We start from the raw sequence: 24,217 nt of genomic DNA, 5'->3' as shown, positions 1-24,217 counted from the left end.
TCTCTAGATATCTCAATATAAGGTCTCATGTCAACTCTTGTTATTGTTGAATCTCCTACTAAAGCCCGCACTATTCGTAACTATCTACCCTCAGACTACCGCGTTGAGGCATCCATGGGTCATGTGCGTGACCTACCACCTTCTGCTGAGGAAATACCAGAAAAATACAAAGGAGAAAAGTGGGCACATCTAGGCGTAAATGTAGAATCAGATTTTGAACCTGTCTACGTTGTCCCTAAAGACAAAAAGAAAACCGTAAAAGAACTTAAAGATGCTCTGAAAGAAGCTGATGAATTAGTTTTGGCCACAGATGAAGACCGAGAAGGGGAAAGCATAAGTTGGCATTTATTGCAACTACTAAAGCCGAAAGTTCCTACTAAGCGGATGGTATTCCATGAAATTACTCCAGAAGCTATCCGCAAGGCGATTGAAAATTGTCGTAATATAGATGAGCAGTTAGTCAGGGCACAAGAAACTCGTCGTATTTTAGACCGACTCTATGGTTATACTCTCTCTCCTGTATTGTGGAAAAAAATTGCTTGGGGTCTCTCTGCTGGTAGAGTACAATCTGTGGCAGTTAGACTATTGGTTAACCGAGAACGTCAACGTCAGGCTTTTAAACAGGGGGGTTATTGGGATTTAAAGGCCAGTTTAGAGCAGGAAAAAAGCCCGTTTGAGTCTAAACTTGTCACCCTTGGAGGAACAAAAGTTGCTACGGGTAGTGACTTTGATGAAAATACGGGCAAAATAGCTGAGGGTCGGAATGTTGTTTTGTTAGATGAGACTCAAGCTGAAGCTCTGAAAGAAAGACTTGAGGATAAACCTTGGACTGTTAGTAGTGTGGAAGAACGAGCTGTTAAACGTAAACCTTCTCCACCATTTACCACTTCCACCTTACAACAGGAAGCTAACCGCAAACTACGAATGGGTGCCAAGCAAACTATGGGGACTGCCCAAAATTTATACGAACAAGGTTTTATTACCTATATGCGGACAGACTCCGTTCATTTGTCCGATGAGGCGATCGCTGCTGCTCGGAGTTGTGTGGAAAAAATGTACGGTGCAGAATATCTGAGTCCTCAACCTAGACAATACACTACAAAAAGTAAAGGCGCTCAAGAAGCTCACGAAGCTATTCGCCCTGCGGGTCAAACTTTTCGCACTCCCCAGGAAACAGGATTGAAGGATCAAGAATTTGCTCTTTACGACTTAATCTGGAAAAGGACAGTAGCTTGTCAAATGGCCGACTCTCGTCAAACCCATATTACAGTTAATTTACAAGTAGAAGATGCAGGTTTTCGTTCTAATGGGAAACGAATAGACTTTCCTGGGTTCCTCCGGGCTTATGTTGAAGGGTCGGATGACCCAGAAGCAGCTTTGGAAAACCAAGAAGTACCATTGCCTCCTCTAAAACAGGGCGATCGCCCAAATTGTAGAGAAATAGAAGTAGTGGGACATGAAACTCAGCCACCTGCTAGATTTACCGAAGCATCTTTAGTTAAAACTCTAGAAAGTGAAGGTATTGGTCGTCCGAGTACCTACGCTACTGTAATTAGTACCATTGTTGACCGTCGTTATGCCAAACTTCAGGGTAATGCTTTGGTTCCGACTTTTACTGCTTTTGGGGTGACAAGTCTATTAGAAAGGCACTTTCCTGAATTTGTGGATGTTAAGTTTACCGCTCGTATGGAACAAACTCTGGATGATATTTCTACGGGTGAAGCTCAATGGTTGCCATATTTACGAGAATTTTATTCTGGAGAGAGTGGGTTGGATACTCAAATTAAGGAACAGGAGGAATATATTGACCCTAAATTAGCTCGTACTATTGAGTTAGAGAATTTGGATACCGATCCAGAAATGACTTATCGTATCTGTATTGGCAAATTTGGTGCTTATATTGAGGCAGAAAATGATGAAGGTATAGTTAAAGCTTCTATTCCTGAAGATTTAACCCCATCAGACCTAGACCCAGAACAAATAGAGAAAATTCTTAAGCAAAAAACAGAAGGTCCGGAGGAGTTAGGAATTCATCCAGAGGAAGATAAACCTATATATATAATGACTGGTCGTTACGGTCCTTATGTACAGTTGGGCGATGAGGTGGAGGGAAGTAAGAAAAAACCAAAGCGAAGCTCGTTGCCAAAGGGTGTAAATATGGAAGATGTGACTTTAGATATGGCAGTTGGGTTATTATCTCTACCTCGTACCTTGGGGACTCACCCAGAAACTGGTTGTAAGATTCAAACTAATTTAGGACGTTTTGGTCCTTATGTTGTCCACGACCAAGGAAAAGAGGGTGGTAAAGATTATCGTTCTTTGAAAGCTGGGGATGATGTTTTGACTATTACTTTGGAGCGTGCTTTGGAGTTATTGGCTCAACCTAAAAGAGCGAGACGAGGTAGTGCTAAAGCTGCACCTCCACTCAAAGATTTGGGTAAACATCCAGAAGATGGTGAGGTAGTGGGTATTTATGATGGTCGGTATGGACCTTATGTCAAACATGGTAAGGTAAATGCCTCTTTGCCTAAAGATACAGCAGTAGAAGATGTGACTTTGGAGCAGGCTCTAGAACTTTTGCAGGCTAAAGCTTCAACTAAAAAGTCTACTCGTGGTAGGAAGTCTACAAAAACTAAAGCAGCAGAAAATAATTAGAAATAGGGTTATATTTTAGATTAGTAACACAGTAAGGTGGGTAAATTTTAACTTATTTATACCAATCTTCATTAATGGATAATGGATAATGGATAATTGATAATTACCTCTCCCTTTTAGGGAGAGGATTGACCAATAAGGAAAAGATTTATTTTTTTCCCCTTGAAAGGGGAGGCTTTAAACCTGAATTATCTAATTATTTAATTGTTTAATTATTAATTATTTCGGTAAATATAGTAAAATTTACTCACCATTTTAGTAAGTATTCAGCCGTCAACTATTAGCCATTAGTTATTAACTTCTTGTTAGCTAGAAGTGGAATTAGTATTGGTAGTATTTAGGAAAAATTTAGGGAGAATTGAAAGCTAAGTTACCTTTCAGATACTATTTCCTAAGTTACTTATTCAAATCTTTGATTCCTTGAGCAATCTTAACTATCGAATCAATAATTCCCAGTTTGAGAATTCTGTCAATGAGAAGCAAAAGCCAAGATATAGCAATTAAAAAAATAACATCTTGTGGGATATTTCTACTCTTGATAATTTCTGTTTCAATCAATATAAATAAAATCAACAATACAATCAGAGGTGTAATTGCTAGCACAAAATTTACAATTTTATTGAATAAACTATCTTTGCTAGATTTTTCTTCTATTTTATTCTCAGAATTAAAGTTTTTTGGAATATCTCCTGACCACACAAAATCACCATATCTACCTGTTAAATAAATGTTTAGCAAATAGCGAAAGTCTTTTTCTAAGGTTTCCCTAGTAGAAGATATTGGAACAATAGCCCATCGACTTCTTTCCCAAAGAAAAAACTCTATTTTTTTAAAATGTTCTGTTATCCATTCTTGATAACTTGTATTTTGGTTAGATATCTTTATTGATAAAAGTCGATTAAGTCGCACCAAGTTTTTCATACGCTGAAGAATATTAATCCTTAAATTCATATCTTCTAAGGCTTGAGCATGATTCAATTCTACTAAAAGATATATTATTGTGATTATAATCATAAAAGATAATCTACCAATAGATGTAAAATATCTATAGTTTATATCGTTGGCAAAATTGACTAAATATTTGTAATATATGAAAAAGTACACAGGGTATATTAGTGCTGTAATTATCAAAAATATCAACAATATTAAAAATCTCAAAGATATTGAATTAAAAAATAAATTAGCATAGGTTGTGTTTTCTGGAATCAAAGGGATTAAAATGTTGATTAGTGAGTATGAAAAAAATCTTAAAAGAGCAGATAATAGAGCAAGAATAAAAGCCACAATAACAGAAATAAGCAAAAGTAACAAATCTGCTAATGTTATACTTTTGTGGGGATCGCGTTTATATTTTTCCTGTCTTTTTATAAATTCTTTTTCTATACCTAATCTATCTGCAATTTCCTGAAATTAAACATAAACAAAAAAATTTTGATTAAGTCAAGCAATGATTTTCTATGTTTGTGAACTGGAGAAATATCGTAGGGGTATAAGTAGCATAATAACTGATATATCTTGACTTCAAACCATGAATTTTCATGATAAAAGTTGAGATTTGTAGAATCAAAATACATTTCACTACTACTCCGTAAAACTTTGAATTGATATTGATTAATTGATTATCAAACTATCAAATAAATAATATATTTTTCCTGTGATACCGATTAATAATATCAAGGGGAATATTAACGTCTTCCCTAAAATATTAATCCTAATATTTCCCCTCTCAAAATAATTTAAGCATTCAGCCATCAGCTATTGATAAGAAGGAGAGGTAAAAGCAACCTTTGAAATTGAGAGAGAATTAAAAGTTACTGCCAAAGTACGCTCCTTTAACCTTAGTAAAGAATTATTTATTATTGGCTGTTAACGCAGTTACGACCCAGGAGGCTAGCTGACTGCTAAAAGCTGTTTGCGCAGCATTCCGCAGGAAATACTTACAAAATAATAGCAATAGTTAAAACTAAATATTTAGTAGTTAGCTTTTTCTTATTATTATGGAACTTGCCAAAAAGGAGAGGTAAAAGCAACCTTTGAAATTGAGAGAGAATTAAAAGTTACTGCCAAAGTACGCTCCTTTAACCTTAGTAAAGAATTATTTATTATTGGCTGTTAACGCAGTTACGACCCAGGAGGCTAGCTGACTGCTAAAAGCTGTTTGCGCAGCATTCCGCAGGAAATACTTACAAAATAATAGCAATAGTTAAAACTAAATATTTAGTAGTTAGCTTTTTCTTATTATTATGAAACTTGCCAAATACGTTGATGATATTGTTCTGGTTCAGCATAAGGGTCAACGACAGAATGATTATGGTCGTGACTATGATGATGATGGGAGTGAGAATGGTCGTGATGACCGTGAGAATGTTCTCCATTACTAACAGCAGCTAACCGAAACTTACACATTTCACAATTCATTTTTACTTCTCCTAATTGTGTCTCTATTTCTCTTTCTCGCAATAATTCTAATAATGTTAGATGGTTCCCCATTTCTGGCAAACAAGTCATAGAAATATTTGGATATTGTTCTTGTTGTTGAGCAGTAATATCAAATATTTTCTTAACCAAAACTCCAGTAAATAAAAAGTAGGGCAAAACAATAATTCGCTTCGGTTGATATAATCTTGCTCGGCGAAAACCTTCCTCTAAACGGGGATGAGTAATGCCAATAAAACAGGTTTCAACTGTTAGATAACCACTACCCTCCCATAACATTCGAGCTAATTTATAAACATCTCCATTCGCATCGGGGTCGCTGGAACCTCGCCCTACAAATAATAAGACTGTTTCGGAGCGGTTAAAGTTAGTTTCGTCTAATTCTGTAAGACGCGATCGCCACAATTCTATAATTTTTGGAGTAATACCAAAATGTCGCCCATAATAGAATTTTATTTGAGGATGTCGTTGTTTTGCTCGGTCTAATTCATTAGTAATATCAAATTTATTGTGGCGAGCTGCAAATAACAAAATTGGTAAAGCAGATAATTCTGTGTAACCTTTTTCTACACATTTATCTACCCCCTCTTGAATAGTAGGTCCTGTTAATTCCAAAAAACAAGGTATTACAGGTCGAGATTTATCTAAATTTTGATAAGTTTGAACAAAGTCTAAGAAAGTTTGTTTTCCATCAGCATCTCTTGTGCCATGACCTATCAACAATAAAGGTCTTTGTAAGGGTAATGGTTGTAAGTTCGCTTCTGTAGATGAATTGTTTTTTTCTATTGTTGAAGTTATGATTTCTTCTGTTTCTATTTTTTGGTTTTGATTAAAATATTTCATTGATTATACTTTTCCCGTGTCAGGCAGGAAGTTAAGGTTTACAACTGACAATTAGGTGTTCTGGCTCATCGATTTCTTTTGATTAGCAAGTAGTTATTCATTTTTTCTATTCGCTATTTTGATCGATTTACAGTTGCCGCACAGCCTCGGAATTTCACCATAGTTTCCCTAGTTTATCAGTAAAATATGCGACAGAAATTATTGTTGGCAAAAATTGCTACGAAATTTACGCTATTTGACTCAATTTTTGTTATTTTAGCTCATATAGGAATCCTAAATCATTAGTAAAATATTAAATTTTTAACTGTTTAAACCATTAACGCTACGCGACATATAAAGCGTTTTCCGTTCCGGAATGCTCCGCTTTCCATGTTGGCTCAAGCGCCGTTAACGGAGTTATGCGCCAGCAAAAACGCCATATCCAATCGATACAGAGAAAAGTGCTCTTGAATTTCCCGATATTCAATTCCGTAACGGTTTTAACCTTCTTGTAATTATCAATTATCCATTATCAATTAATGAACTCAAGGCTTTCGGTTAAACCTGCCCCTACAATTTTTTGAACGTTTATAGGACTTATATCAAGCCCGGTAGTATTGGAGTGTTATAAGAAACCAGGTTTATGGGAATATAGATGTTAGTATAGTAGAGAATTTAATACACAGTCGGTTTCTATATTTTATTTATACTGATACTACCTGATTTTATACTAATTAAAGCTTTAGTTCTAAACGCTACATATACTAAGACGTTATAGTTTTGATTCACAATATCTACTATATATAGTTTATTTGCGTAAGTTCTGATTTAATTAGACCTACCTACTTAGTTTTTACTCTCCATCGTCTACAGGTTTACTCATTCAAAGTTATATCAATTTTATAAAATATTGTCATATTAAATTTACTACTATTTAGTAGCTAGAGCGGTATAGCTGAAATATCTTAATGAATAGTTTTGCAGATAATTGTAGTGTAAGTATACTTTTTTGAACAAAGTTGTTGAGAGTAGTCCCCATCTAAATCAAAAATTTTAGCTGTAGTTAGCGAAACTAAGAAATAAACGGCAAGCATCCTTTTACTATCAACACCTGTAGAGAATATCTACAAAATCGGATAGATTTCAAAATGTGGACATACTTACGGGAATAGAAAGTTCTGCCGGATATTATAGAAAGAAAAATTTATAGCACTCACATCAATATTTATAAATTTGAAGGAACAATCATCTTGCATTTATAGACATAATTCTATACTCTATCCAAACCACTCTTAAGCTGAAAAAAATGTATGAGGATAAAACAATCTTTCACCTCTAACGGCAATTCTCAACCAGAGTTAGCCCATAATATACAAAAGTCATTAAGCAAGATTTGTGATAAAACGATAGAATCATAAGCCGTAGTATCTGACAACATAATCTCACAATTACCATGAATGACACAACCAACGAATTACTTGAAAATCTGCCCAGGGAGCAGAGAGTTGGGCAACTGCGCAACTTAATTGAAACCTTGCACATAGCTGATGAAGTGGCCAGTAAAGGCTATCTGATTACTAGCTCTGAGCTGGCAGATTTAATGGATATCAACGCCAGTGCAGTTACTAGCCGTGGAGATCATTGGGTATGGCGTAACTGGGTTGTATCTAGAGTCCGTCGTGAAGGGAACCAAAGTGCGATTCGTTTCTGCTAAAAGTTAGGGTCATATAGCACTATAGGCAATTTAGAATTTAGAATTTAGAATTCAGAAGTAATTCCTAACGCTCAGAGAGAGTATTTGAGAATTTAGAATTTAGAATTTAGAATTAATTTCTGAGGCTCGGAGGAGCATTTATCAAAAAAATTGGGTTTAAAACCCCGCCTTTTAAGGCGAAATGTTTTTGGAGCGGGGCGTAAATCTCCTTGACAAAAACAACTTCTGACTTCTGACTTCGTTAAAAATGTCCTAACTAATTAACGTAGTGCTATAGTGCCAAAATGTGAGCAGAGTAAGGCCATTAGCCTTATAACTAAATGACCTTGGAGGTGAAATTCCTTCCGCCCAGGTGCGGGGTTGACAGCATCACCCCTACGGTAGCGACTAGCCATCAATCCGTAAAGCGGGGTGAAAAGGTGGTAAAACTAGCAGCTTAAGTTGGTTCCCATCGAGCAAAATACCCATTGGATAGCTATAGTGCGAAGATGTGAGTGAAGCGTCGTCACGTTCAACCAGTGAAATAAGCTGTGACACTGGGGCCAAAAGGCAAAGGATAGGGAGTTAGCGAGATTTGGTTCGACTAACAAGCACTTCCCGTAAACCCGGCGTAAAGCATCATCCTAAAGGTATATAAATAAGGTCATTTGGAACGAAGTAACCCATGAAAAACTCTTGAATTATTTAGCTAGTCAGCACTCAGCAATCAGCTTTCAGCTATGCTCGCCCTTATTTAGTTTTTAAGGATTAATAGCCGTAGTCAACTGATAACTGATAACTGATAACTGCTCAAGTAGGTGCTAACCGTATGTTTGATTGGGAGGGATTGTGTCAGAAGCAAAGGCCCTTAATTAATTTAATGGGATATGCAGACGGACACACGGTGATTTGGAATGTAGAGTTTGAGTAAGTAATATATATGTCTAATACGAGTTTAAAGACTACGGGGGAATGGAAGGAATGGCGCGAAATTAACTGGTCAAAAGTTGAGCGTCGGGTCTTCAAGTTACACAAAAGAATCTACAGAGCCTCTCAACGTGGTGATGTTATTGCAGTTCGTAAGCTCCAAAAAACCTTGATAAATTCCTGGTATGGCAGGTTATTGGCAGTGCGTAGGGTTAGTCAAACTAACCAGGGTGAGAAAACAGTAGGAGTTGGCGGTGTTAAGTCATTGTCTCCAGAAAAATGTTTTGCCTTGGCTAAAGGATTAAAACTAAATAGCAAAGCTAAACCTATAAGAAGCACTGTTCAAGACCTTGCCTGGCAAATACTTGTCAAGATAGCTCTAGAAAACCAATGGGAAGCAAAGTTTGAATCTTATTGTTATGGGTTTAGACTAGGGGAATCATGTGGAGATGCGATAGAAGCAATTGTTAATTGTGTTAAGTTTCAGCCTAAATATTTACTTAAAGCTGACATAACTAAATGCTTTGAATGTCTCGACTATGAACGACTATTAAAAAAATTAGATACCTATCCCAGTTTACGCAAACAAATTCGAGTTTGGTTAAAAGATAGGAAAGAGTTGTTCTTAACAGATGAAGTTATTTCTCCACTACTGGTAAATATAGCTTTCCTTGGTATAGAAGAACAAATCAAACATTACACTGAAACACTTAATAAAAAGTGTCAAGGTTTAGGTTTGATTCGTTATGGAGGTAACTTGGTAGTAGCTCACGAAGATATTGAGGTAGTTCAAAAATGCCAAGATATAATTAGAGAATCTTTATCTGACTTATGTTGGGAATTAAAACCAAGTCAAATTACAATTTCTCACACATTATATATATGTGGTGAAGAAGAACCTGGATTTGATTTCTTGGGATTCAATATCAGACAATATGAGGTGAGTAAAAACCAAAGTAAGCTAGGTTTTCAAACCAAAATTAAACCAAGTGCGGAGAGTATTAGGAGTCATTATTGTCAAGTGGCTGAGGTGATAGATAAGCATAAGTCTGCGCCACAAGCTGCCTTAATCAGAAAACTCAATTCTATTGTTAAAAATTGGGTAAATTATTACTCAACATTTGTGAGTAAGAAAACCTTCCAGGATTTGGATAATTTAATATTCCAAAAACTCTGGGGTTGGGCAAAAAGAAGACACCCTAATAAAAATAATTTTTGGATTTGCCAAAAATATTGGCAAACTATAGGGGAAAACAAAAGGGAATTTTCTGGTATTGGCAAAAATGGTAGTCAAGTTAGATTATTGAGACACGCAGACTGGATTAATTGGAGCAAACAAAAAGCACTGAATATTTAATTCAAAAGATAAAAATAGGACTTACAAATGGATAATTGATAATTAATTAATAAAGAAATTGTGATTTCCTTATCTTCAATCTGAGAGGGTAAAACTAGAGATAATTATTCATTATCCATTATCAATTAATGAAGCAAGCAAATAATAAACCGGGTTTATTTCCCTAATTATTATTGTTATAATCACGAAATTTAGTTGATAAACCTGGTTTCTGTGTAAGTCCTAAAAAAGACAAAGTGCTAACTGCAATTTATGCACATTACTACAATGTAAAAACTGTTAATAATGGCAGTAGAGGTACTCTTTGAATGAGAGCTTAATCACTGAGGAGCCGGATGAGGTGAAAGTCTCACGTCCGGTTTTGAAGACGAGTAGTTCTGGTGATAGAATTGCTTAGTTTAACTTCTCTGGCAATTAGAAAGGGTAGATTAAATTTACCCATAACTTCCTATTCAATTAGGGATTTGAAAATTAGCGATCGCTTACTTTTTTAGTTGAGGAGCGATCGCTACCTATAGAACCACTAAAGGGATCTATTTAAAATATAGATGGGCAGTAGGGGAGTAGGGGAGTGAGGGAGTAGGGGAGAGTATAAGATGGTGAAGCAAGGGAGCATTTTTCTACCTTTTTTCCTCTATTCTATTTTTCCATCTCCTGAGTTCTGAATTATGACTCCTTTGCCAAAAACCTGCACCTTTGGCAAGATATCAAATGGGTTCTATAATCCCTTAAAATAGAACTTAAGTATAGAGAATTTGGTAGTTTATCAAATACAGTACAGTAGCTTTTTAAAAAGTTTTTGAACTATCAAATTAAGGTTTCAATCTTGTTGAGCCAATCTTATAAAATCAGTGTAGTACCCTTACATGAAATAGGCTGTAATAATTTTAATATATAGCATTTATCAAGCTTGTGAGCTAAAGTTATCTTGTTGTTTTTATTCCCTGTTTCCTCAAACCTAAAATTTTGTACCTCGCACTTTTTGAGAGTTGCTATAGATTTTTAACTCACCCTTCACAGATAAGCCTCAATTTTTAAGTCAAAATTAAGCTAAATCTCATAACTTACTCATGCCATTAGTTTTTCATAGATAAATAATAAAAGTACCATTAATGGCAGATATAGTTTATGAAACATCAGCTCAAGAAATTATTATTTTTATTTCCCATACTTCTAATCTTAACTAGCTGTGGTGGATTCAATAATTCTACAAATACAGGAGAACAAACTCAACAAACACAAATATCTACTACCTCAGCCCAACCATTTAATTATCAAACCTACAACTCAATTTTAAGAGAATATGTCAACCCTCAAGGATTAGTTGACTACAAAAAATTAAAAGAAAATCGACAACAACTCGATGATTTTAATGCTTCTATTGGAGCTGTCACTCTAAGCACTTATAATTCTTGGACAGATGCAGAAAAAATTGCTTTCTTAATTAATGCTTATAATTCTTTGACTTTAGAATCTATTATTGATAGTTACCCCACTAAAAGTATTAGAAGAATACCTGGTGTTTGGAAAATTAGGAAGTTCGATGTTGCTGGGGAAAAAATGACATTAGACCATATTGAACATCAGGTTTTAAGGAAAGAATTTAATGAACCAGGAATTCATGTTGCTTTAGTTTGTGCTGCAATAAGTTGCCCTCCACTTAGACGAGAAGCTTATACTGGTAAACAACTAGAAAAGCAATTAGACGATCAAGCTAAAAAGTTTCTAGGAAATAGTCAAGGCTTCCGTATAGATAGTCAAAATAATACTGTTTATTTGTCTAAAATTTTTCAATGGTTCGGTCAAGATTTTGAGCAAACTTATGCTCAAACTGAGAATATTGATGGTTTGAATAAAACAGAGACATCTATCGTAAATTATGCTCGTCAATATGTAAATTATGATGCTCAAAAATTTTTAGCAAAAGGTGGTTATAAAGTGAAATATTCTAACTATGATTGGTCTCTGAATGTTCAATAATATTATCTTTTCTTCAATACTTACAGCAGATTCCAGATTAATGTTTTATAGCTAATACCAATTTCATAAAATATTGCAGAGCGTGACGACAGAGAGAACAGGGAAAAGGGAACAGGGAATAGGGAAAGAAAAACATAAATATTAAAGAGCAAAAAAGGTTTGATTTTTATAATTTATGGAATGTGTAATTTTTTATTGTAGGAATAAATCACCAACTTAAGATGTAACTGCCTTTTTTGAATTTGCTATAACAGGGTAAATATTTTCTACTTGTGTCCTATCCTCTAACCCATCTTCCGTAATTCTTACACCCTATTCCCTACTCCCTAAAACCATTAATAGCTGTACAAATAATCAGCATCAGTAGTCAGATTCCCAGAACTAAATCGGTGAATGCTTATTACTTAATAATAAGCCATAGGGAAAAATGGTAAAATAAGAGAAAATGAGATTAATTTTTATCAGTATCAGAAAGAGAATTTTTCTGATGACCTACTGTTCTGAAGAAGAGCTAAAATTCTGTTTCATTATTCAAAAAAAAATCAAACAAATGCTTTTAGAAAGAATATTCGTAATTATTCCTGTTCTTAATGAAGAAAATACAATCACTAATGTAATTAAATCATTACAATTTTACGGACTAACAAAAATCATGGTAGTTGATAATGGTAGTACAGATAAAAGTGTAGAAAAATCCATCAATGCAGGTGCAAAAGTTATCCTAGAACCTATAGCTGGTTATGGTAGAGCTTGTTGGCGTGGCATTAAAAATACACCTTTAAATTGTGATTGGATTTTATTTTGTGATGGGGATGGTAGTGATGATTTAAAGCAACTACCAAAATTTTTAGAAGCGACTAATAAATATGATTTAATTTTAGGTAATCGTCGTGCTACTAAAGCAGGTAGAGCTGCTATGACTCCTGTACAAAATTTTGGCAATAAATTAGCTACTTTTCTAATAGGTTTAGGATGGGGATATTGGTATCAAGATTTAGGGCCACTACGTTTAATTCGGAAGTCTAGTTTAGAAAGAATAAGAATGCGCGATCGAGGTTTTGGTTGGACTGTAGAAATGCAAGCTAGAGCTATAGAATGTGGTTTAAAAATTAGTGAAATTCCTGTTGGTTATCGTCGTCGTCAGGGTGGGCGTTCAAAAATATCAGGTACTATAAAAGGTAGTTTTCAAGCTGGAACTATTATTCTGGCAACTCTGGGAAAATTATATTTAAAACGTCTGTGGAAAATTATAAAATTCCAGCATAATATCAACAAATCAAGAAAGCCTAGAGAGATTTAACCAAGTCATTTCAGTTATCAGTTAACAGTTAGCTTCCTGGGGAGGAACTTCATCATTTAAGTTCTCAGTTTTCAGAAGTAAAAAGTTGTTTTTGTAACGGAAATTTTGAGTAACAATCCAAAAATATTTCGCTTTAAAAGGCAGGGTTTAAGAATCAATTATTTTGATAGTTGCTGGAAAAAATATTCGATTGATAGGAGTCAGTAAGTATATATTCAGAACATTTATTGTGTAGAAGAAAAATGTCTCATAATTAACTAAATACAGTTCCCTGAGTTGGAAAAATTGTTTTTTTGTAAATGGGGTAATTTCATTTACAATTCTATGTTCTGCAACAAACCTCTTAACAGTTTTGTACTCATTCTACATAAGCATTAAGGTATTGTACAAATTTGAAAAAAATGTTACAAAGAATCATGTTAATTAAATTCTTTTAATCAGATTTTTCTTTGATTAAAAAGGGAGAGTCAAGCCAATAAATGATATTCAAACTATTTATTATGACTCCTGACTTCTAAGCGGTAACCCAAATATTTGTAGCCAAAATTTATAAAACTGGTATTAGCAGTTAGCTTTTCCTACGGAATGCTAAAAAAAAAGCTTTTCGGCGAGTAATTCAGCACCAACTAATTAATTAGCAATATTAGCTAATGTGCAATAAATGCAACGTTTAATTTTAGCTGAATCTTTCAACTTTGATTCTTTCTTCAGAGAGAATTTTTTAATAGCTAATAGTTGATAGTTGATAGTTGATAGCTGACGGCTGAATGCTTACCATTATAATGTAACCATCTATCCATTAATTTGCTTATAGTAATACCAAATTCAAAAAAGGCAGTTACATCTTAGTTGGTGATTTATTCCTACAAGAAAAAATTACAAATTCCATAAATTATAAAAATCAAACCTTTTTTGCTCTTTAATATTTATGTTTTTCTTTCCCTATTCCCAGTTAAGTGTTCCCTGTTCTCTGTTCCCTCTGTCGTCACGCTCTGCAATATTTTATGAAATTGGTATAAAAATTTGCATACCTGTGTAAAAAATTATAAAAATGCAGCAAAATATCAACAAATGGAAAAAGCAAATATCAATTCAATTACTCGCAAAAATTTGCCGTTGTTACTAAGTTCAATTTTGATAGTTGTAGGAGCAATTATAATCATTCCCTATGGTAATTTTCAGGAACCTAGTACAGTAATAAAATTTTGGATTGCTATTAGCATAATGAGTTTAGGATTTATAATTTCTTGGGCAATAAAATCAATAAATTTTGCCTGGTTTTGGAGCATTACTATCCTAGCTAGACTAATATTAATTCCCATGGAACCAGGGAATGATATTTGGCGTTATTTATGGGAAGGTTACATTCAAAATTTTGGTTTTAGTCCTTATGATTTAGCTCCAAATGCTGTAGAATTAATTCCCTATCGAACAGAATGGTGGTCATTAATTAATCATCCTGATACTTCTGCTATTTATCCACCTTTAAGTCAATTAGGATTTCGGGTTTTAGCGGCAATTAACCCATCAGTATTAATATTTAAGTTAGCTTTTATCTTGGCTGACTTAGGAATTTGTTGGCTATTAAGTAGAAAATTTAGCCTAGAAAAAATTTTAATATATGCCTGGAACCCTCTAATTATTTACTCTTTTGCTGGAGGCGCTCATTATGATAGTTGGTTTATTTTGCCATTAGTAGCAGCATGGTTAGCTTTTGATAATTATCGTTGGTATTGGAGTAGTTTTTTAATTGGTATTAGTGTAGCGATTAAATGGATGTCATTACCAATTTTATGCTTTGTAGTTTGGCAGAAAATCTTAGATAAACAAGAGCCTAATACGGATAATATTTCGCAAATTTCTGAATTAGAGAGAACTAGAAATTTAGCAAACAGAGAACAGAAATTAAGATTAGACTGTACTAAATTAACTTGGGATATTTTATATCGTAAAATCCAACAAGCCGGTTTTTTATTATTAATTGGTTTATTACCAATGTGTATTGCTGCTCTAAATTTTTGTGAACCTGGAAAATGTTCACTTATTCCTACCAGTTCAAATTTTGTTGTTAAAGGTCGTAGTGCTGAATTTATTCCTTATTTAGTTAGTTTAATTTGGGAAGAATCAACAAAATATAATTGGATTTATGGGATTCCACTGGGGTTAGGAGTTGGAGTTTTAATTTGGAATAGTCATAGATTTGTTAAGTTTGCTGAATCCTATTTTTTTCTATTATTAACTTTATCCCCAATAGTTCATGCTTGGTATTTTACCTGGTTCATTCCTTTTGCTGTAGCAACTAGAAATTTAGGTATAAAGTGGGTAAGTCTATCAACATTTGTTTATTTTATTTTGACATACAGACAAAGTTTAGGAGATAACAGTTGGTTTTTAACTCCAATGGAAAGATATTGGTTATGGTTACCTTTAATAATTGGATTTATTTGGAGTTATTGGAAAGATAAAAAAAATCTAGAATCATCAAAGATAAACTCTGAATTATCTAGATAAATTCGATTCTTTTGAAAAAAAAATGTTACACGGGCTGATTTTATCAGTAAAAGGCAAGAGGTATTTGTGGTAAATATTTATCGTGCATTGTATTAGAGGCTATTCATCCTAGCTCTATCCTCCTAGCAACAGCCTAACTATTTGTGGCAAATATTTATCACACTTGGTATTATGTATAATTCAATATTAGACATTTTCAGATTCTTCTGGTTTATTAACAAATCCACCAATAAAACTAGAAACCAGAGATAAAACAATTGCTCCAATAACTGCAGGCCAGAAACCATCTACTTCCAAACCAGGAGTAAAATATCCTGCTAATGAAAGAGAAATACCATTTACTATTAACAAAAATAACCCCAAACTAAGAATTGTCAGAGGCAAAGTTAGAATCGTTAAAACTGGTTTAACTATTGCATTTACTAATCCTAAAACAATCGCTGCAACTGCAGCAGCAGGAATACTATCAATTCTGACACCAGGTACAACAAACGCTGTAATTAAAAGTGATATAGTTGCCATCAACCAAGTCAATAAAAAACTTCCCATAACTATTGTTTTAACCTCCTAATAAAATTGGCAAAATTATTTAGTCTAATTGGGATCAACTAACCTAAACAGTCTACTTACAGCAGATTTCATCTTGGTGAGCTACACCCATAGGGGGCAAGATGCCCGCACTACAAACATCCGTTACCCTTTGCGGAGCATTCCGTAGGAAAGCTTTGCCTTAGCAAAAGTTAATATTTCTACCTCATATACTTGGAATCTGCTGTATTATCCACCACCTCTTTCATATAGCAATAGTCAACTTACTGGCAATGATTTTTCTGGCCAAGTGCTTTAGTCAGCAGCATTAGAAAATGCTAATCTTCAGTTAACTAATTTTACTAATACTGACTTACGGGGAGTAATTTTTAATTATTCCACGATAACTATAGCAAATTTACATGGGGTTGATTTTACTAATGCCGATCTATCTGATGGAGTATTTGTAGAGACAATAATGTTAGGTTCGGTTTTTGATGGTCTAGAATTCTACCTCACCAGTATGGGAATTGCTATATTCTGCTATGAAGTAAAAAAAATAGGGTGCTATTTTAACACCCTATTTTGAGATTAAATTATAGCGGTTTTCACAAAGGTAGACTACAAAACTTCTTTTTATGAATTGAGAATTGAGAATTGAGAATTGAGAATTATTAAATTAAGGAATTGTAGCGGTTTTCCAGAAATGTTGAATACAAAACTTCTGCCTTCTACCTTGAAGCAAAAATCTCTGTACTCTATATTAATGAAAACTGCTATAAGTTAAATACATAATAATTATTTATAACTTGAGACAGCTACTCTTTTTCCTCTTTGATTTAGATATTTCTGAAGATGCTCTTGTGATGTTACCCAAGACTTTAAGTTAACATCCCAAAAAAAATTAATCCGATTCCTAATTCTGAGAGTATGAACCCTTTGAAAAGATACTCCTAGAAGTCTTGCTACATTAGTTTGAGTTAATTTATCTTTCATGGTTGATGAGTTAATTGAAATTTAAATGTTTTTGGATAAATCTAAAACTTCCATCTATAGTTAATGACTTATTCAGTCATTTCAGATGTTCTAATATCATCATATAGATTAAAAACAAAACCTTCAATAGTAATATTACTGAACTTTGAGAATTTTATTTGTAATCAAAAAATATCTCTATCCTAGGGAAATTACTCAGAGTTTAAACTTAATAAACTCAATACCAAATCACAGTTTTATCGGATATTTTTGACGTAGTACATCAAGCTATCCAACGTTCATTAATTGATAATGGATAATTACCTAGCCGTTAAAACTGTAATGGAATTGAATTCTCAGGAAATCACAATTTCTTTTCTCTTGGTCGATTCGATATGGCGATATCCGCAACGACCGCTTTTTATCCTTAAAAGGAGAGGCTTTAATCTGAATGGATAACCAACTCTAAAAAAGAATTGAAATTTCATTTAACAAACAGCTTCTAATACTTACTTAATTTTTTAGATTGAGGTGAGTTTCAAGATAAATCTTGATGGTTTAGCACTCGATCCAAAATAGAAACCCATACATAGTTCCAAATGGGGAAATATTTTAAGCTCATGTTTGTTTACTTATCTTCACAAACTAAAGGATTAAAATCCCAAATAGCTTCACAATTATCCAAATGTAAATTGAAGTGTCAACTTTTGTGACAAATTCCCCAACCTTCACAAGTTCTTCATATTTGTCGATTAGCTTTAATTGGTAAGGTCAGCAACTTGCCCTAATACTGATATATAAATTTTTTCTTTGGAGGTAGGAAATGCAATCAGTTTATATCATTCTATTGACTGTTTCTGCAACCGCCGTATTGATTTATAACCACACATCTGAAGATATATCCTTTGTTTTAGCTGTATTAACCGGATTAATCTGTTTCTTTTGGGGTTTTGCTTGTGCTCCATGGCTTATTCAACTACTAATAGTATGTGGCCTATTATGTTTTTACAGACTTTACTCACCAGATAGCCAAGGTCTAAGTTAATTAACTTAACATTTTTTGAACTTTTTTCAAGACAATTTTTGCGATTTTTTTTCTGATTCAGATAGATCGGTTATAGGTATTAACTCATTTAATCTGATTTTAATTCCTCATCTAAAATCATCAGTGATTTGTTAGAGGTTAGTTGTTGGAAGTTTGAATCTGTTTATCAAATAAAGAGGTATATTATGCATACTTGTCCTTGCTGCTCTACAACATTACTTCGCCATGTACGTCATAATACTATTTACTGGTACTGTCCCCACTGTCGGGAAGAAATGCCCGATCTAGAATCAATGCTATTGAATCGTTCTGAGTTATCTAAGTCTTATGGAGGTTGGTTAGGTCTTCGTAAACAAAAGTCTGAAGTATTAGTTGTTGTTCCAGCACTAGGTTAACTCCCATTTGTAGTTCCATTTTTTAGGGTAGAGGGGTTAATAACTATTGATTAAACAATTAATAATTAATAATTGCCTATTTTTCAAAAAAGACGATTGGCTAAAAGGAAATTTTTTTCTTTTTTTTCTTCCTATGAGCGACAGCAAATTGTGGAGACAAGGAGAATCTTTAAAACTTATATTTTTCGGTAAAATTTGTAGAAAATTGTATTTTTTTTATTATTAAATATCTATAAGAGTTGATGAAAAATTAACTAGAGATGCACAGCCCCTAAAGTTCTTCAGAAATAATCGTAAAGATTAATTAGACAGTAGGCTTAAGTCTAAACATAACATTCTGTTTACTTTGAGGATGATATTCCCAGTTCGGTTATAGTCTCCATTGAGATACCAATTATATCAATTCTAAAAAATTTTGCTATACTTATAATTTCTTTTTATAAATACTATGTTATTAACGTGATATAAGCATTTAATAATATTTGTTATTTTGATGGTTATTTTGGTACTTTATGAGTTTAGCATTACTTTTGATAAATGGTATTATTAATAGTTTTATAGAAACTAGCCCTTGTTATTTTTCCTGTTTTCTTACCCAAAATTATCGGAATATCCGTGCCTTCAGGTCACCAAAGAATACCAAGTTTCAAACTGGTATTACGCAAAGACACTATAAATATAGGGAATTAAAATTATTCAAAACTATAACGTCTTAGTATTCAGTAGTGTTCAAAACTCATGTGTAGCTTAAGTCATCGGTAGTTTTAGTTTCAAGATTGACTTACTCATGCCTTGACAGACTATCCTACATAAGTGTATAGGATACTGTGGGATAAATTATGTTCCTAATTTTTCACATCTTATTAAAACTATCCTGCCTCTCATCTTATTCGCAAACTCTGGTAATTTGAAAATAATTACTAATCCGATTTAGCATAAATTTAAGAGCAAGGCATGGCCATTATTTGGGAACTAGACTTCTACAGTCGTCCAATACTCGATGACAGACAAAAAAAACTTTGGGAACTATTAATTTGCGAAAGTCCCGTAGGCGTTAATGACGCGACAGACTCTTTGTATCGTTACTCAGAGTTTACAAGTAATCAAGAAGTAAACTCAATTTGGCTACGGAATGCTATAGAAAAAGCGATCGCTGATGCTCCCGAACCGCCTCAAAAAATACGCTTCTTCCGTCGCCAAATGAATAATATGATTACCAAAGCTTGTGGAGAATTGGCCATACCTACAGCCCTAAGTCGTCGCACTTATATACTTAACCAATGGCTAGAACAACGAATGGAAGAAGTTTATCCGACTTATCCCGGTTATCAAGCAGGAACAAATCCTTCTGTTCAATATATGAATTCTGCACCACAACCTTTACCAGATGCCTTAATTGGAGAAAAGTGGACATTTGTTAGTTTAGAAGCTAGGGCTTTTGCAGAAATGTCAGAGTGGGATATTGATTTTGGAGAAGCTTTTCCTCTGAGCATGATGAATTTAGCACCTAATTCTCCTATTCCTGGTTTAATTATCTATTCGTCTAGGGCTAAACCTTTAGCTGCTTGGATGTCAGGGTTAGAGTTAGCTTTTATCGAATTTAATTCTGCTTCTCCAGCTAGATTATTACTAAATACTGGAGGTGATGATTCTTGGATTTTAGCTAATCTGAGTAATCCATCAACTATTGCGGAAGCTGAAAGATTTTCTGAAGCAAAGTCAAAGGCTAAAAATGTTCATTTTCTGGCAGTACAGTCAAATCCAGAATCAGAATCATTTGCTGGATTTTGGTTATTACAAGAAATTAATCTTTAGGGCTTGCTGAAATAGTCTTTTTAGGGAGCAGGGAAGTAGGGGATTCATTAATTAATAATGGATAATGAATAATGAATAATGGATAATTACCTCAAGGAAAACTGAGAGGATTGAATATAAGGAAATCTCTTATACTAATCCGTGCCAGATTTGTGAAAAAAAATTGTAGGGGTTTGGTCTCCTTTCCCAAAGCTAAGATGGGATTTGGAAACCAAACCCCTACGATAAAATCTTACAACCTATGCGCGGATTGCTATAGCACTTTTTTTCTATTTAATAAGGAGAGGCTTTAAACCAAATTTTTCGGTAAATGCTTTAGGCTTTTTAGGACTTTTAAAATGTAGGTCTTTAATAATCAAAATTATGGGCATTGCATAGTTGCGGGATAATTTTGTCAGAGAGCATCAACCATAATCCCCGTATCTCCGTGTCTCCGTGTCCCCGTGTCAGTCTCAATTATCCCAGTATTCACCAACGCCAAATTATGGGGCGCGAGTATAGGGGGGTGTAGCAGGAAAGTCAGTTTTTATTAATCCAGCTTACCTATCTTCTAGACTCTTTACTTCCCAACCTCCCCACACTTCCCACACTCCCCACACTCCCCACTCCCCACTCCCCAACCTCCCCAAACTCCTTAAAAAGATTTAGTTAAGCTTTGGGTACTGGACATTGGTACAATCCTACTAGCAATTCCATTGTCCAAAATCAAAAATCCCAAACAAAATGTTATGACCGAATTAGCAGAACAACTGCTAGAACTAGCTGCCAAAGCAGGTGCTGAGGCAGCAGAAGTATTTCAAGCCCAATCACACTCCCAGCCCATATTTTTTGAAAGTAATAGACTCAAGCAATTAGAAAGTACCCAATCAGAAGGTACAGCACTCCGACTTTGGCGAAATGGACGTCCAGGACTAGCTGTAGCTCATGGACCGGTGACACCTAAAGCTTTAGTAGAAAGAGCCATCTCTATCAGTAGTTTAAATGAACCAGAATATATTGAACTAGGCTCAAAAGCCAAAAATCGTCATTATCCTAACCAAGGGATATTTGTACCCGTAGAACAACTGGTAAAGTGGGGCAAAGAAGCGATCGCCTTAATTCGAGAATTTTATCCAGATGTGATTTGTAATGGAGAATGGGATTGTGAAATTGAGTCTACCCGTTTGATCAATTCATTAGGACTAGATTGTAATCATATAGATACAACTTTAAGTGGTTATGTAGAAACTGATTGGGTAAGGGGTGAGGACTTCTTAAATATATCTGATGGTCAAATTCAAAGAAATAGCCTGGACCCTAAGAAAGTAGCAAACCGCATCTTACAAAGACTAAATTGGGCAGATAAGAATGTGGCGTCCCCTAGTGGTAGGATACCTATTTTATTTACAGCTAAAGCAGCAGACTTATTATGGAGTACCATATCACTAGCTATGAACGGCAAACAGGTGCTAGAAGGTGCTTCTCCTTGGAGCGATCGCTTAGGGGAACTTGTAACTAATAAGCAAATTACTATTTCTCAACAACCAGAAGAAGGACCATTTAGTTGTCCTTTTGACGATGAAGGTACTTCGACTCGCTCTATAGAATTTATTCAAAAGGGTATTTTACAACTTTTTTATACAGACCGGACTACTGGCAGATTATTGGGTAGTGGAACTACTGGTAATGGTTTTCGACCAGGTTTAGGTAGGTATCCTACACCAGAATTATTTAATTTTATAGTTAAGCCTGGAGAGCGATCGCTAGAGGAATTAATAGGGATGTTGGATGATGGAATTATAGTGGATCAAATTCTAGGTGGTGGTGCTGGTATTTCTGGTGACTTTTCTATTAATGTTGAACTTGGGTATCGTGTGAGAAATGGTGAAATAGTTGGTAGAGTGAAAAATACTATGGTTGCTGGTAATGTTTATACAGCATTAAAGCAATTAGTAGAATTAGGAAATGATGGGGAATGGAATGGTTCTTGTTATACTCCTCATGTAATTGTAGAAGGATTATCTACTATCGGTAAAGTGGATTAAATTACTTACAAAGGAAGAAGGAAGAAGGAAGAAGACTTTAGTTATCTAGAAGAGAAGGAGTAAATATGGTCTGCTGAATAAATCTATAAAGCGATAATTTTCATAATTTTAATATAGAATTCGGTTATATAATATATGTTTATAATTCTTTCTATACTTCCTATACTTCAATATTAAATCTCCCTATTCTCCCATATTCCTACCTCCCAAAACTATATAATATAAGAAGTATTTAACCGGATTTGATATCAGAGGTAAAGTTGATGGATTTTGAAAAATTTGAAATTTTAAGTTTTGATTGTTATGGAACACTGATTGATTGGGAAAGTGGTATCATTCCTGTTTTGAATAATTTAGTTGCTAATCATCAGCTCGATATTACTGAAGCTGAACTACTAGAAATGTTTGCTAAATTTGAGTCAGAAGCAGAAGCTGGAGAATATAAAAAATATCGAGAAGTTCTCAAGCAAGTAATACATAAAATTTCCCAAGAACTAAATTTTCAACCAACAGAATCAGAATTAAATAGTTTATCTGAATCCATTAAAAACTGGCTGCCTTTTCCAGATACAATCGCAGCTTTACAAAAGCTAAAAGAAAAATATCAGCTTGCCATAATTTCTAATATTGATGATGAATTATTTGCTGATAGTGCCAAACATTTACAAGTAGAATTTGATTTTGTTATTACCGCTGCACAAGTTAAATCATATAAACCATCAAAAAATAACTTTGAAGTAGCAATTAAAAAAATGGCAATTTCACCAGAAAAACTATTGCATATTGCTCAGAGTATTTACCATGATATAGTACCAGCAAAAGCCATGGGATTATCAACAATTTGGGTAAATCGCCGACAAGGAAAAGAAGGATTTGGTGCAACTTTACCCGCTAGTGGTAAACCCGATTTAGAAGTACCAGATTTGAAAACTTTGGTAAGTTTAATTTAAGAGGAAAGAAGGAAAATAATTAGCTCGGATATTATGAATTACAGGACTTACGCACAACCATATTTCTTAGGGGCGAATGCCATTCGCCCTCTACAAGTGGTGTATAATTTCATTTTTTCGTAAGTCTTGAATTAATAAAACCTTCAGAAATAAAACAGGTTATTTTATAGAAAATTATAGATTTTTGCAGATAATCTTAGGTTTCTAAGAACGGACTTGCAGTTAACTAATAACGGATAACTGAAAAATAGATGGAAATAAGAATTTGCTTTATTGGAGACTCTTTTGTAAATGGCACGGGAGACCCCGATTATTTAGGTTGGACTGGTAGAATTTGCCAGACATTTTATAATCAAGGATATGATATTAAATACTATAATCTCGGAGTTAGAAGAGAAACTATAGCAATCCTAAATAGGTCGCGACAAATCAAAAAGTAGATAAAAAAGTTGAAACTCTTACCTGTTGCCTGTTGCCTGTTCCCTGTTGCCTAAAAAGCAGTAATATTTTTGCCACGAATATGCGGAGGATTGCTATAGCACTGATATTAAAAATCATTGGTTTAGAGAAGTTTCTTGTCGTTTACCCCCAGAATTTAGTGGTAGAATAGTATTTTATTTTGGTACAAATGACACTATTTTAGAAGCTGTTCATTAATTGATAATTGATAATTGATAATTGATAATTACCTCTCCCTAAAAGGGAGAGGATTGACACAAAGGGGGAAAAGATTTATTTTTTTCCCCTTCAAAGGGGAGGCTTCAAGGCGTGAATGATCTAATTATTTAATTGTTTAATTATTAA

At 34.1% G+C, this 24,217-nt stretch carries 16 protein-coding genes and 1 pseudogene; 13 read left to right on the top strand and 4 right to left on the bottom strand.

The window, feature by feature from the left end:
* Window positions 1-27: 27 nt before the first annotated feature.
* A complete protein-coding gene (gene topA, locus ACP6PK_RS05250; RefSeq protein ID WP_426558380.1) occupies window positions 28-2,655 on the top strand; it encodes a type I DNA topoisomerase in 2,628 nt (875 codons plus the stop codon).
* Between the two features lie 396 nt (window positions 2,656-3,051).
* On the opposite strand, the gene ACP6PK_RS05245 is transcribed toward topA, so the two are convergent.
* Together ACP6PK_RS05245 and ACP6PK_RS05240 are read right to left on the bottom strand one after the other, a co-directional pair.
* Window positions 3,052-3,669, bottom strand: coding sequence for a hypothetical protein (locus ACP6PK_RS05245; protein ID WP_426558378.1), 618 nt, complete (start codon window positions 3,667-3,669; stop codon window positions 3,052-3,054).
* A 1,227-nt stretch (window positions 3,670-4,896) separates the two neighbouring features.
* Window positions 4,897-5,934, bottom strand: coding sequence for a sirohydrochlorin chelatase (locus ACP6PK_RS05240; RefSeq protein ID WP_426558376.1), 1,038 nt, complete (start codon window positions 5,932-5,934; stop codon window positions 4,897-4,899).
* A 1,432-nt stretch (window positions 5,935-7,366) separates the two neighbouring features.
* Here ACP6PK_RS05240 and ACP6PK_RS05235 point away from each other — a divergent pair.
* From ACP6PK_RS05235 to ACP6PK_RS05215, 5 genes are all read left to right on the top strand, one after another.
* Entirely contained in the window at window positions 7,367-7,627 is a 261-nt protein-coding gene (locus tag ACP6PK_RS05235) for a hypothetical protein (RefSeq protein WP_094673398.1), read from the top strand.
* A 919-nt stretch (window positions 7,628-8,546) separates the two neighbouring features.
* Complete coding sequence (locus ACP6PK_RS05230) at window positions 8,547-9,890, top strand: reverse transcriptase N-terminal domain-containing protein (RefSeq protein ID WP_426558374.1); 1,344 nt, start codon at window positions 8,547-8,549, stop codon at window positions 9,888-9,890.
* Window positions 9,891-11,018: 1,128 nt separating this feature from the next.
* Window positions 11,019-11,870: a DUF547 domain-containing protein gene (locus ACP6PK_RS05225; protein WP_426558373.1), complete on the top strand. Its 852-nt coding sequence runs from the start codon at window positions 11,019-11,021 to the stop codon at window positions 11,868-11,870.
* Window positions 11,871-12,357: 487 nt separating this feature from the next.
* A complete protein-coding gene (locus ACP6PK_RS05220) occupies window positions 12,358-13,170 on the top strand; it encodes a glycosyltransferase family 2 protein (RefSeq protein ID WP_426558371.1) in 813 nt (270 codons plus the stop codon).
* Between the two features lie 1,023 nt (window positions 13,171-14,193).
* Window positions 14,194-15,681, top strand: coding sequence for an MptA/MptB family glycosyltransferase (locus ACP6PK_RS05215; protein WP_426558369.1), 1,488 nt, complete (start codon window positions 14,194-14,196; stop codon window positions 15,679-15,681).
* A 186-nt stretch (window positions 15,682-15,867) separates the two neighbouring features.
* On the opposite strand, the gene ACP6PK_RS05210 is transcribed toward ACP6PK_RS05215, so the two are convergent.
* Entirely contained in the window at window positions 15,868-16,230 is a 363-nt protein-coding gene (locus ACP6PK_RS05210; RefSeq protein WP_094670670.1) for a phage holin family protein, read from the bottom strand.
* A 310-nt stretch (window positions 16,231-16,540) separates the two neighbouring features.
* Here ACP6PK_RS05210 and ACP6PK_RS05205 point away from each other — a divergent pair.
* Together ACP6PK_RS05205 and ACP6PK_RS05200 are read left to right on the top strand one after the other, a co-directional pair.
* Window positions 16,541-16,597: pseudogene (locus tag ACP6PK_RS05205) on the top strand (hypothetical protein); the annotation flags it as partial.
* The gene (locus ACP6PK_RS05200) at window positions 16,595-16,798 is read left to right on the top strand and encodes a pentapeptide repeat-containing protein (RefSeq protein WP_426558388.1); all 204 of its coding nucleotides are present in this window, start codon (window positions 16,595-16,597) and stop codon (window positions 16,796-16,798) included. The pseudogene ACP6PK_RS05205 and the gene ACP6PK_RS05200, both read left to right, overlap by 3 nt.
* Before the next feature lie 209 nt (window positions 16,799-17,007).
* Here ACP6PK_RS05200 and ACP6PK_RS05195 read toward each other — a convergent pair whose 3' ends face one another.
* A complete protein-coding gene (locus ACP6PK_RS05195) occupies window positions 17,008-17,205 on the bottom strand; it encodes a hypothetical protein (protein WP_426558366.1) in 198 nt (65 codons plus the stop codon).
* Between the two features lie 1,209 nt (window positions 17,206-18,414).
* Here ACP6PK_RS05195 and ACP6PK_RS05190 point away from each other — a divergent pair.
* The 5 genes from ACP6PK_RS05190 (at window position 18,415) to ACP6PK_RS05170 (ending at window position 23,853) form a co-directional block, all read left to right on the top strand.
* Window positions 18,415-18,624, top strand: coding sequence for a TFIIB-type zinc ribbon-containing protein (locus tag ACP6PK_RS05190; RefSeq protein WP_426558364.1), 210 nt, complete (start codon window positions 18,415-18,417; stop codon window positions 18,622-18,624).
* Between the two features lie 954 nt (window positions 18,625-19,578).
* The gene (locus tag ACP6PK_RS05185) at window positions 19,579-20,439 is read left to right on the top strand and encodes a Tab2/Atab2 family RNA-binding protein (protein ID WP_426558362.1); all 861 of its coding nucleotides are present in this window, start codon (window positions 19,579-19,581) and stop codon (window positions 20,437-20,439) included.
* Between the two features lie 728 nt (window positions 20,440-21,167).
* On the top strand, window positions 21,168-22,463 hold the full coding sequence (locus tag ACP6PK_RS05180) for a TldD/PmbA family protein (RefSeq protein ID WP_426558360.1): 1,296 nt from the start codon (window positions 21,168-21,170) through the stop codon (window positions 22,461-22,463).
* 263 nt (window positions 22,464-22,726) lie between these two features.
* Window positions 22,727-23,413 (top strand): haloacid dehalogenase type II, encoded by a 687-nt coding sequence (locus ACP6PK_RS05175; protein WP_426558358.1) that lies wholly within the window; start codon window positions 22,727-22,729, stop codon window positions 23,411-23,413.
* A gap of 251 nt (window positions 23,414-23,664) precedes the next feature.
* Window positions 23,665-23,853, top strand: coding sequence for an SGNH/GDSL hydrolase family protein (locus tag ACP6PK_RS05170; protein ID WP_426558356.1), 189 nt, complete (start codon window positions 23,665-23,667; stop codon window positions 23,851-23,853).
* Window positions 23,854-24,217: the final 364 nt, after the last annotated feature.

The organism is Dapis hubbardiae BLCC-M172 (assembly GCF_050016015.1).
GTDB lineage: Bacteria > Cyanobacteriota > Cyanobacteriia > Cyanobacteriales > Microcoleaceae > Trichodesmium.
This window is presented reverse-complemented; position numbering and strand designations above follow the sequence as displayed.

What these genes read in the sequence shown, in the direction of transcription:
- topA (WP_426558380.1), top strand. Translation starts at nt 28, where the DNA reads ATGTCAACTCTTGTTATTGTTGAATCTCCTACTAAAGCCCGCACTATT.
- ACP6PK_RS05245 (WP_426558378.1), bottom strand. Translation starts at nt 3,669, where the DNA reads ATGATTATAATCACAATAATATATCTTTTAGTAGAATTGAATCATGCT.
- ACP6PK_RS05240 (WP_426558376.1), bottom strand. Translation starts at nt 5,934, where the DNA reads ATGAAATATTTTAATCAAAACCAAAAAATAGAAACAGAAGAAATCATA.
- ACP6PK_RS05235 (WP_094673398.1), top strand. Translation starts at nt 7,367, where the DNA reads ATGAATGACACAACCAACGAATTACTTGAAAATCTGCCCAGGGAGCAG.
- ACP6PK_RS05230 (WP_426558374.1), top strand. Translation starts at nt 8,547, where the DNA reads ATGTCTAATACGAGTTTAAAGACTACGGGGGAATGGAAGGAATGGCGC.
- ACP6PK_RS05225 (WP_426558373.1), top strand. Translation starts at nt 11,019, where the DNA reads ATGAAACATCAGCTCAAGAAATTATTATTTTTATTTCCCATACTTCTA.
- ACP6PK_RS05220 (WP_426558371.1), top strand. Translation starts at nt 12,358, where the DNA reads ATGACCTACTGTTCTGAAGAAGAGCTAAAATTCTGTTTCATTATTCAA.
- ACP6PK_RS05210 (WP_094670670.1), bottom strand. Translation starts at nt 16,230, where the DNA reads ATGGGAAGTTTTTTATTGACTTGGTTGATGGCAACTATATCACTTTTA.
- ACP6PK_RS05195 (WP_426558366.1), bottom strand. Translation starts at nt 17,205, where the DNA reads ATGAAAGATAAATTAACTCAAACTAATGTAGCAAGACTTCTAGGAGTA.
- ACP6PK_RS05190 (WP_426558364.1), top strand. Translation starts at nt 18,415, where the DNA reads ATGCATACTTGTCCTTGCTGCTCTACAACATTACTTCGCCATGTACGT.
- ACP6PK_RS05185 (WP_426558362.1), top strand. Translation starts at nt 19,579, where the DNA reads ATGGCCATTATTTGGGAACTAGACTTCTACAGTCGTCCAATACTCGAT.
- ACP6PK_RS05180 (WP_426558360.1), top strand. Translation starts at nt 21,168, where the DNA reads ATGACCGAATTAGCAGAACAACTGCTAGAACTAGCTGCCAAAGCAGGT.
- ACP6PK_RS05175 (WP_426558358.1), top strand. Translation starts at nt 22,727, where the DNA reads ATGGATTTTGAAAAATTTGAAATTTTAAGTTTTGATTGTTATGGAACA.
- ACP6PK_RS05170 (WP_426558356.1), top strand. Translation starts at nt 23,665, where the DNA reads ATGGAAATAAGAATTTGCTTTATTGGAGACTCTTTTGTAAATGGCACG.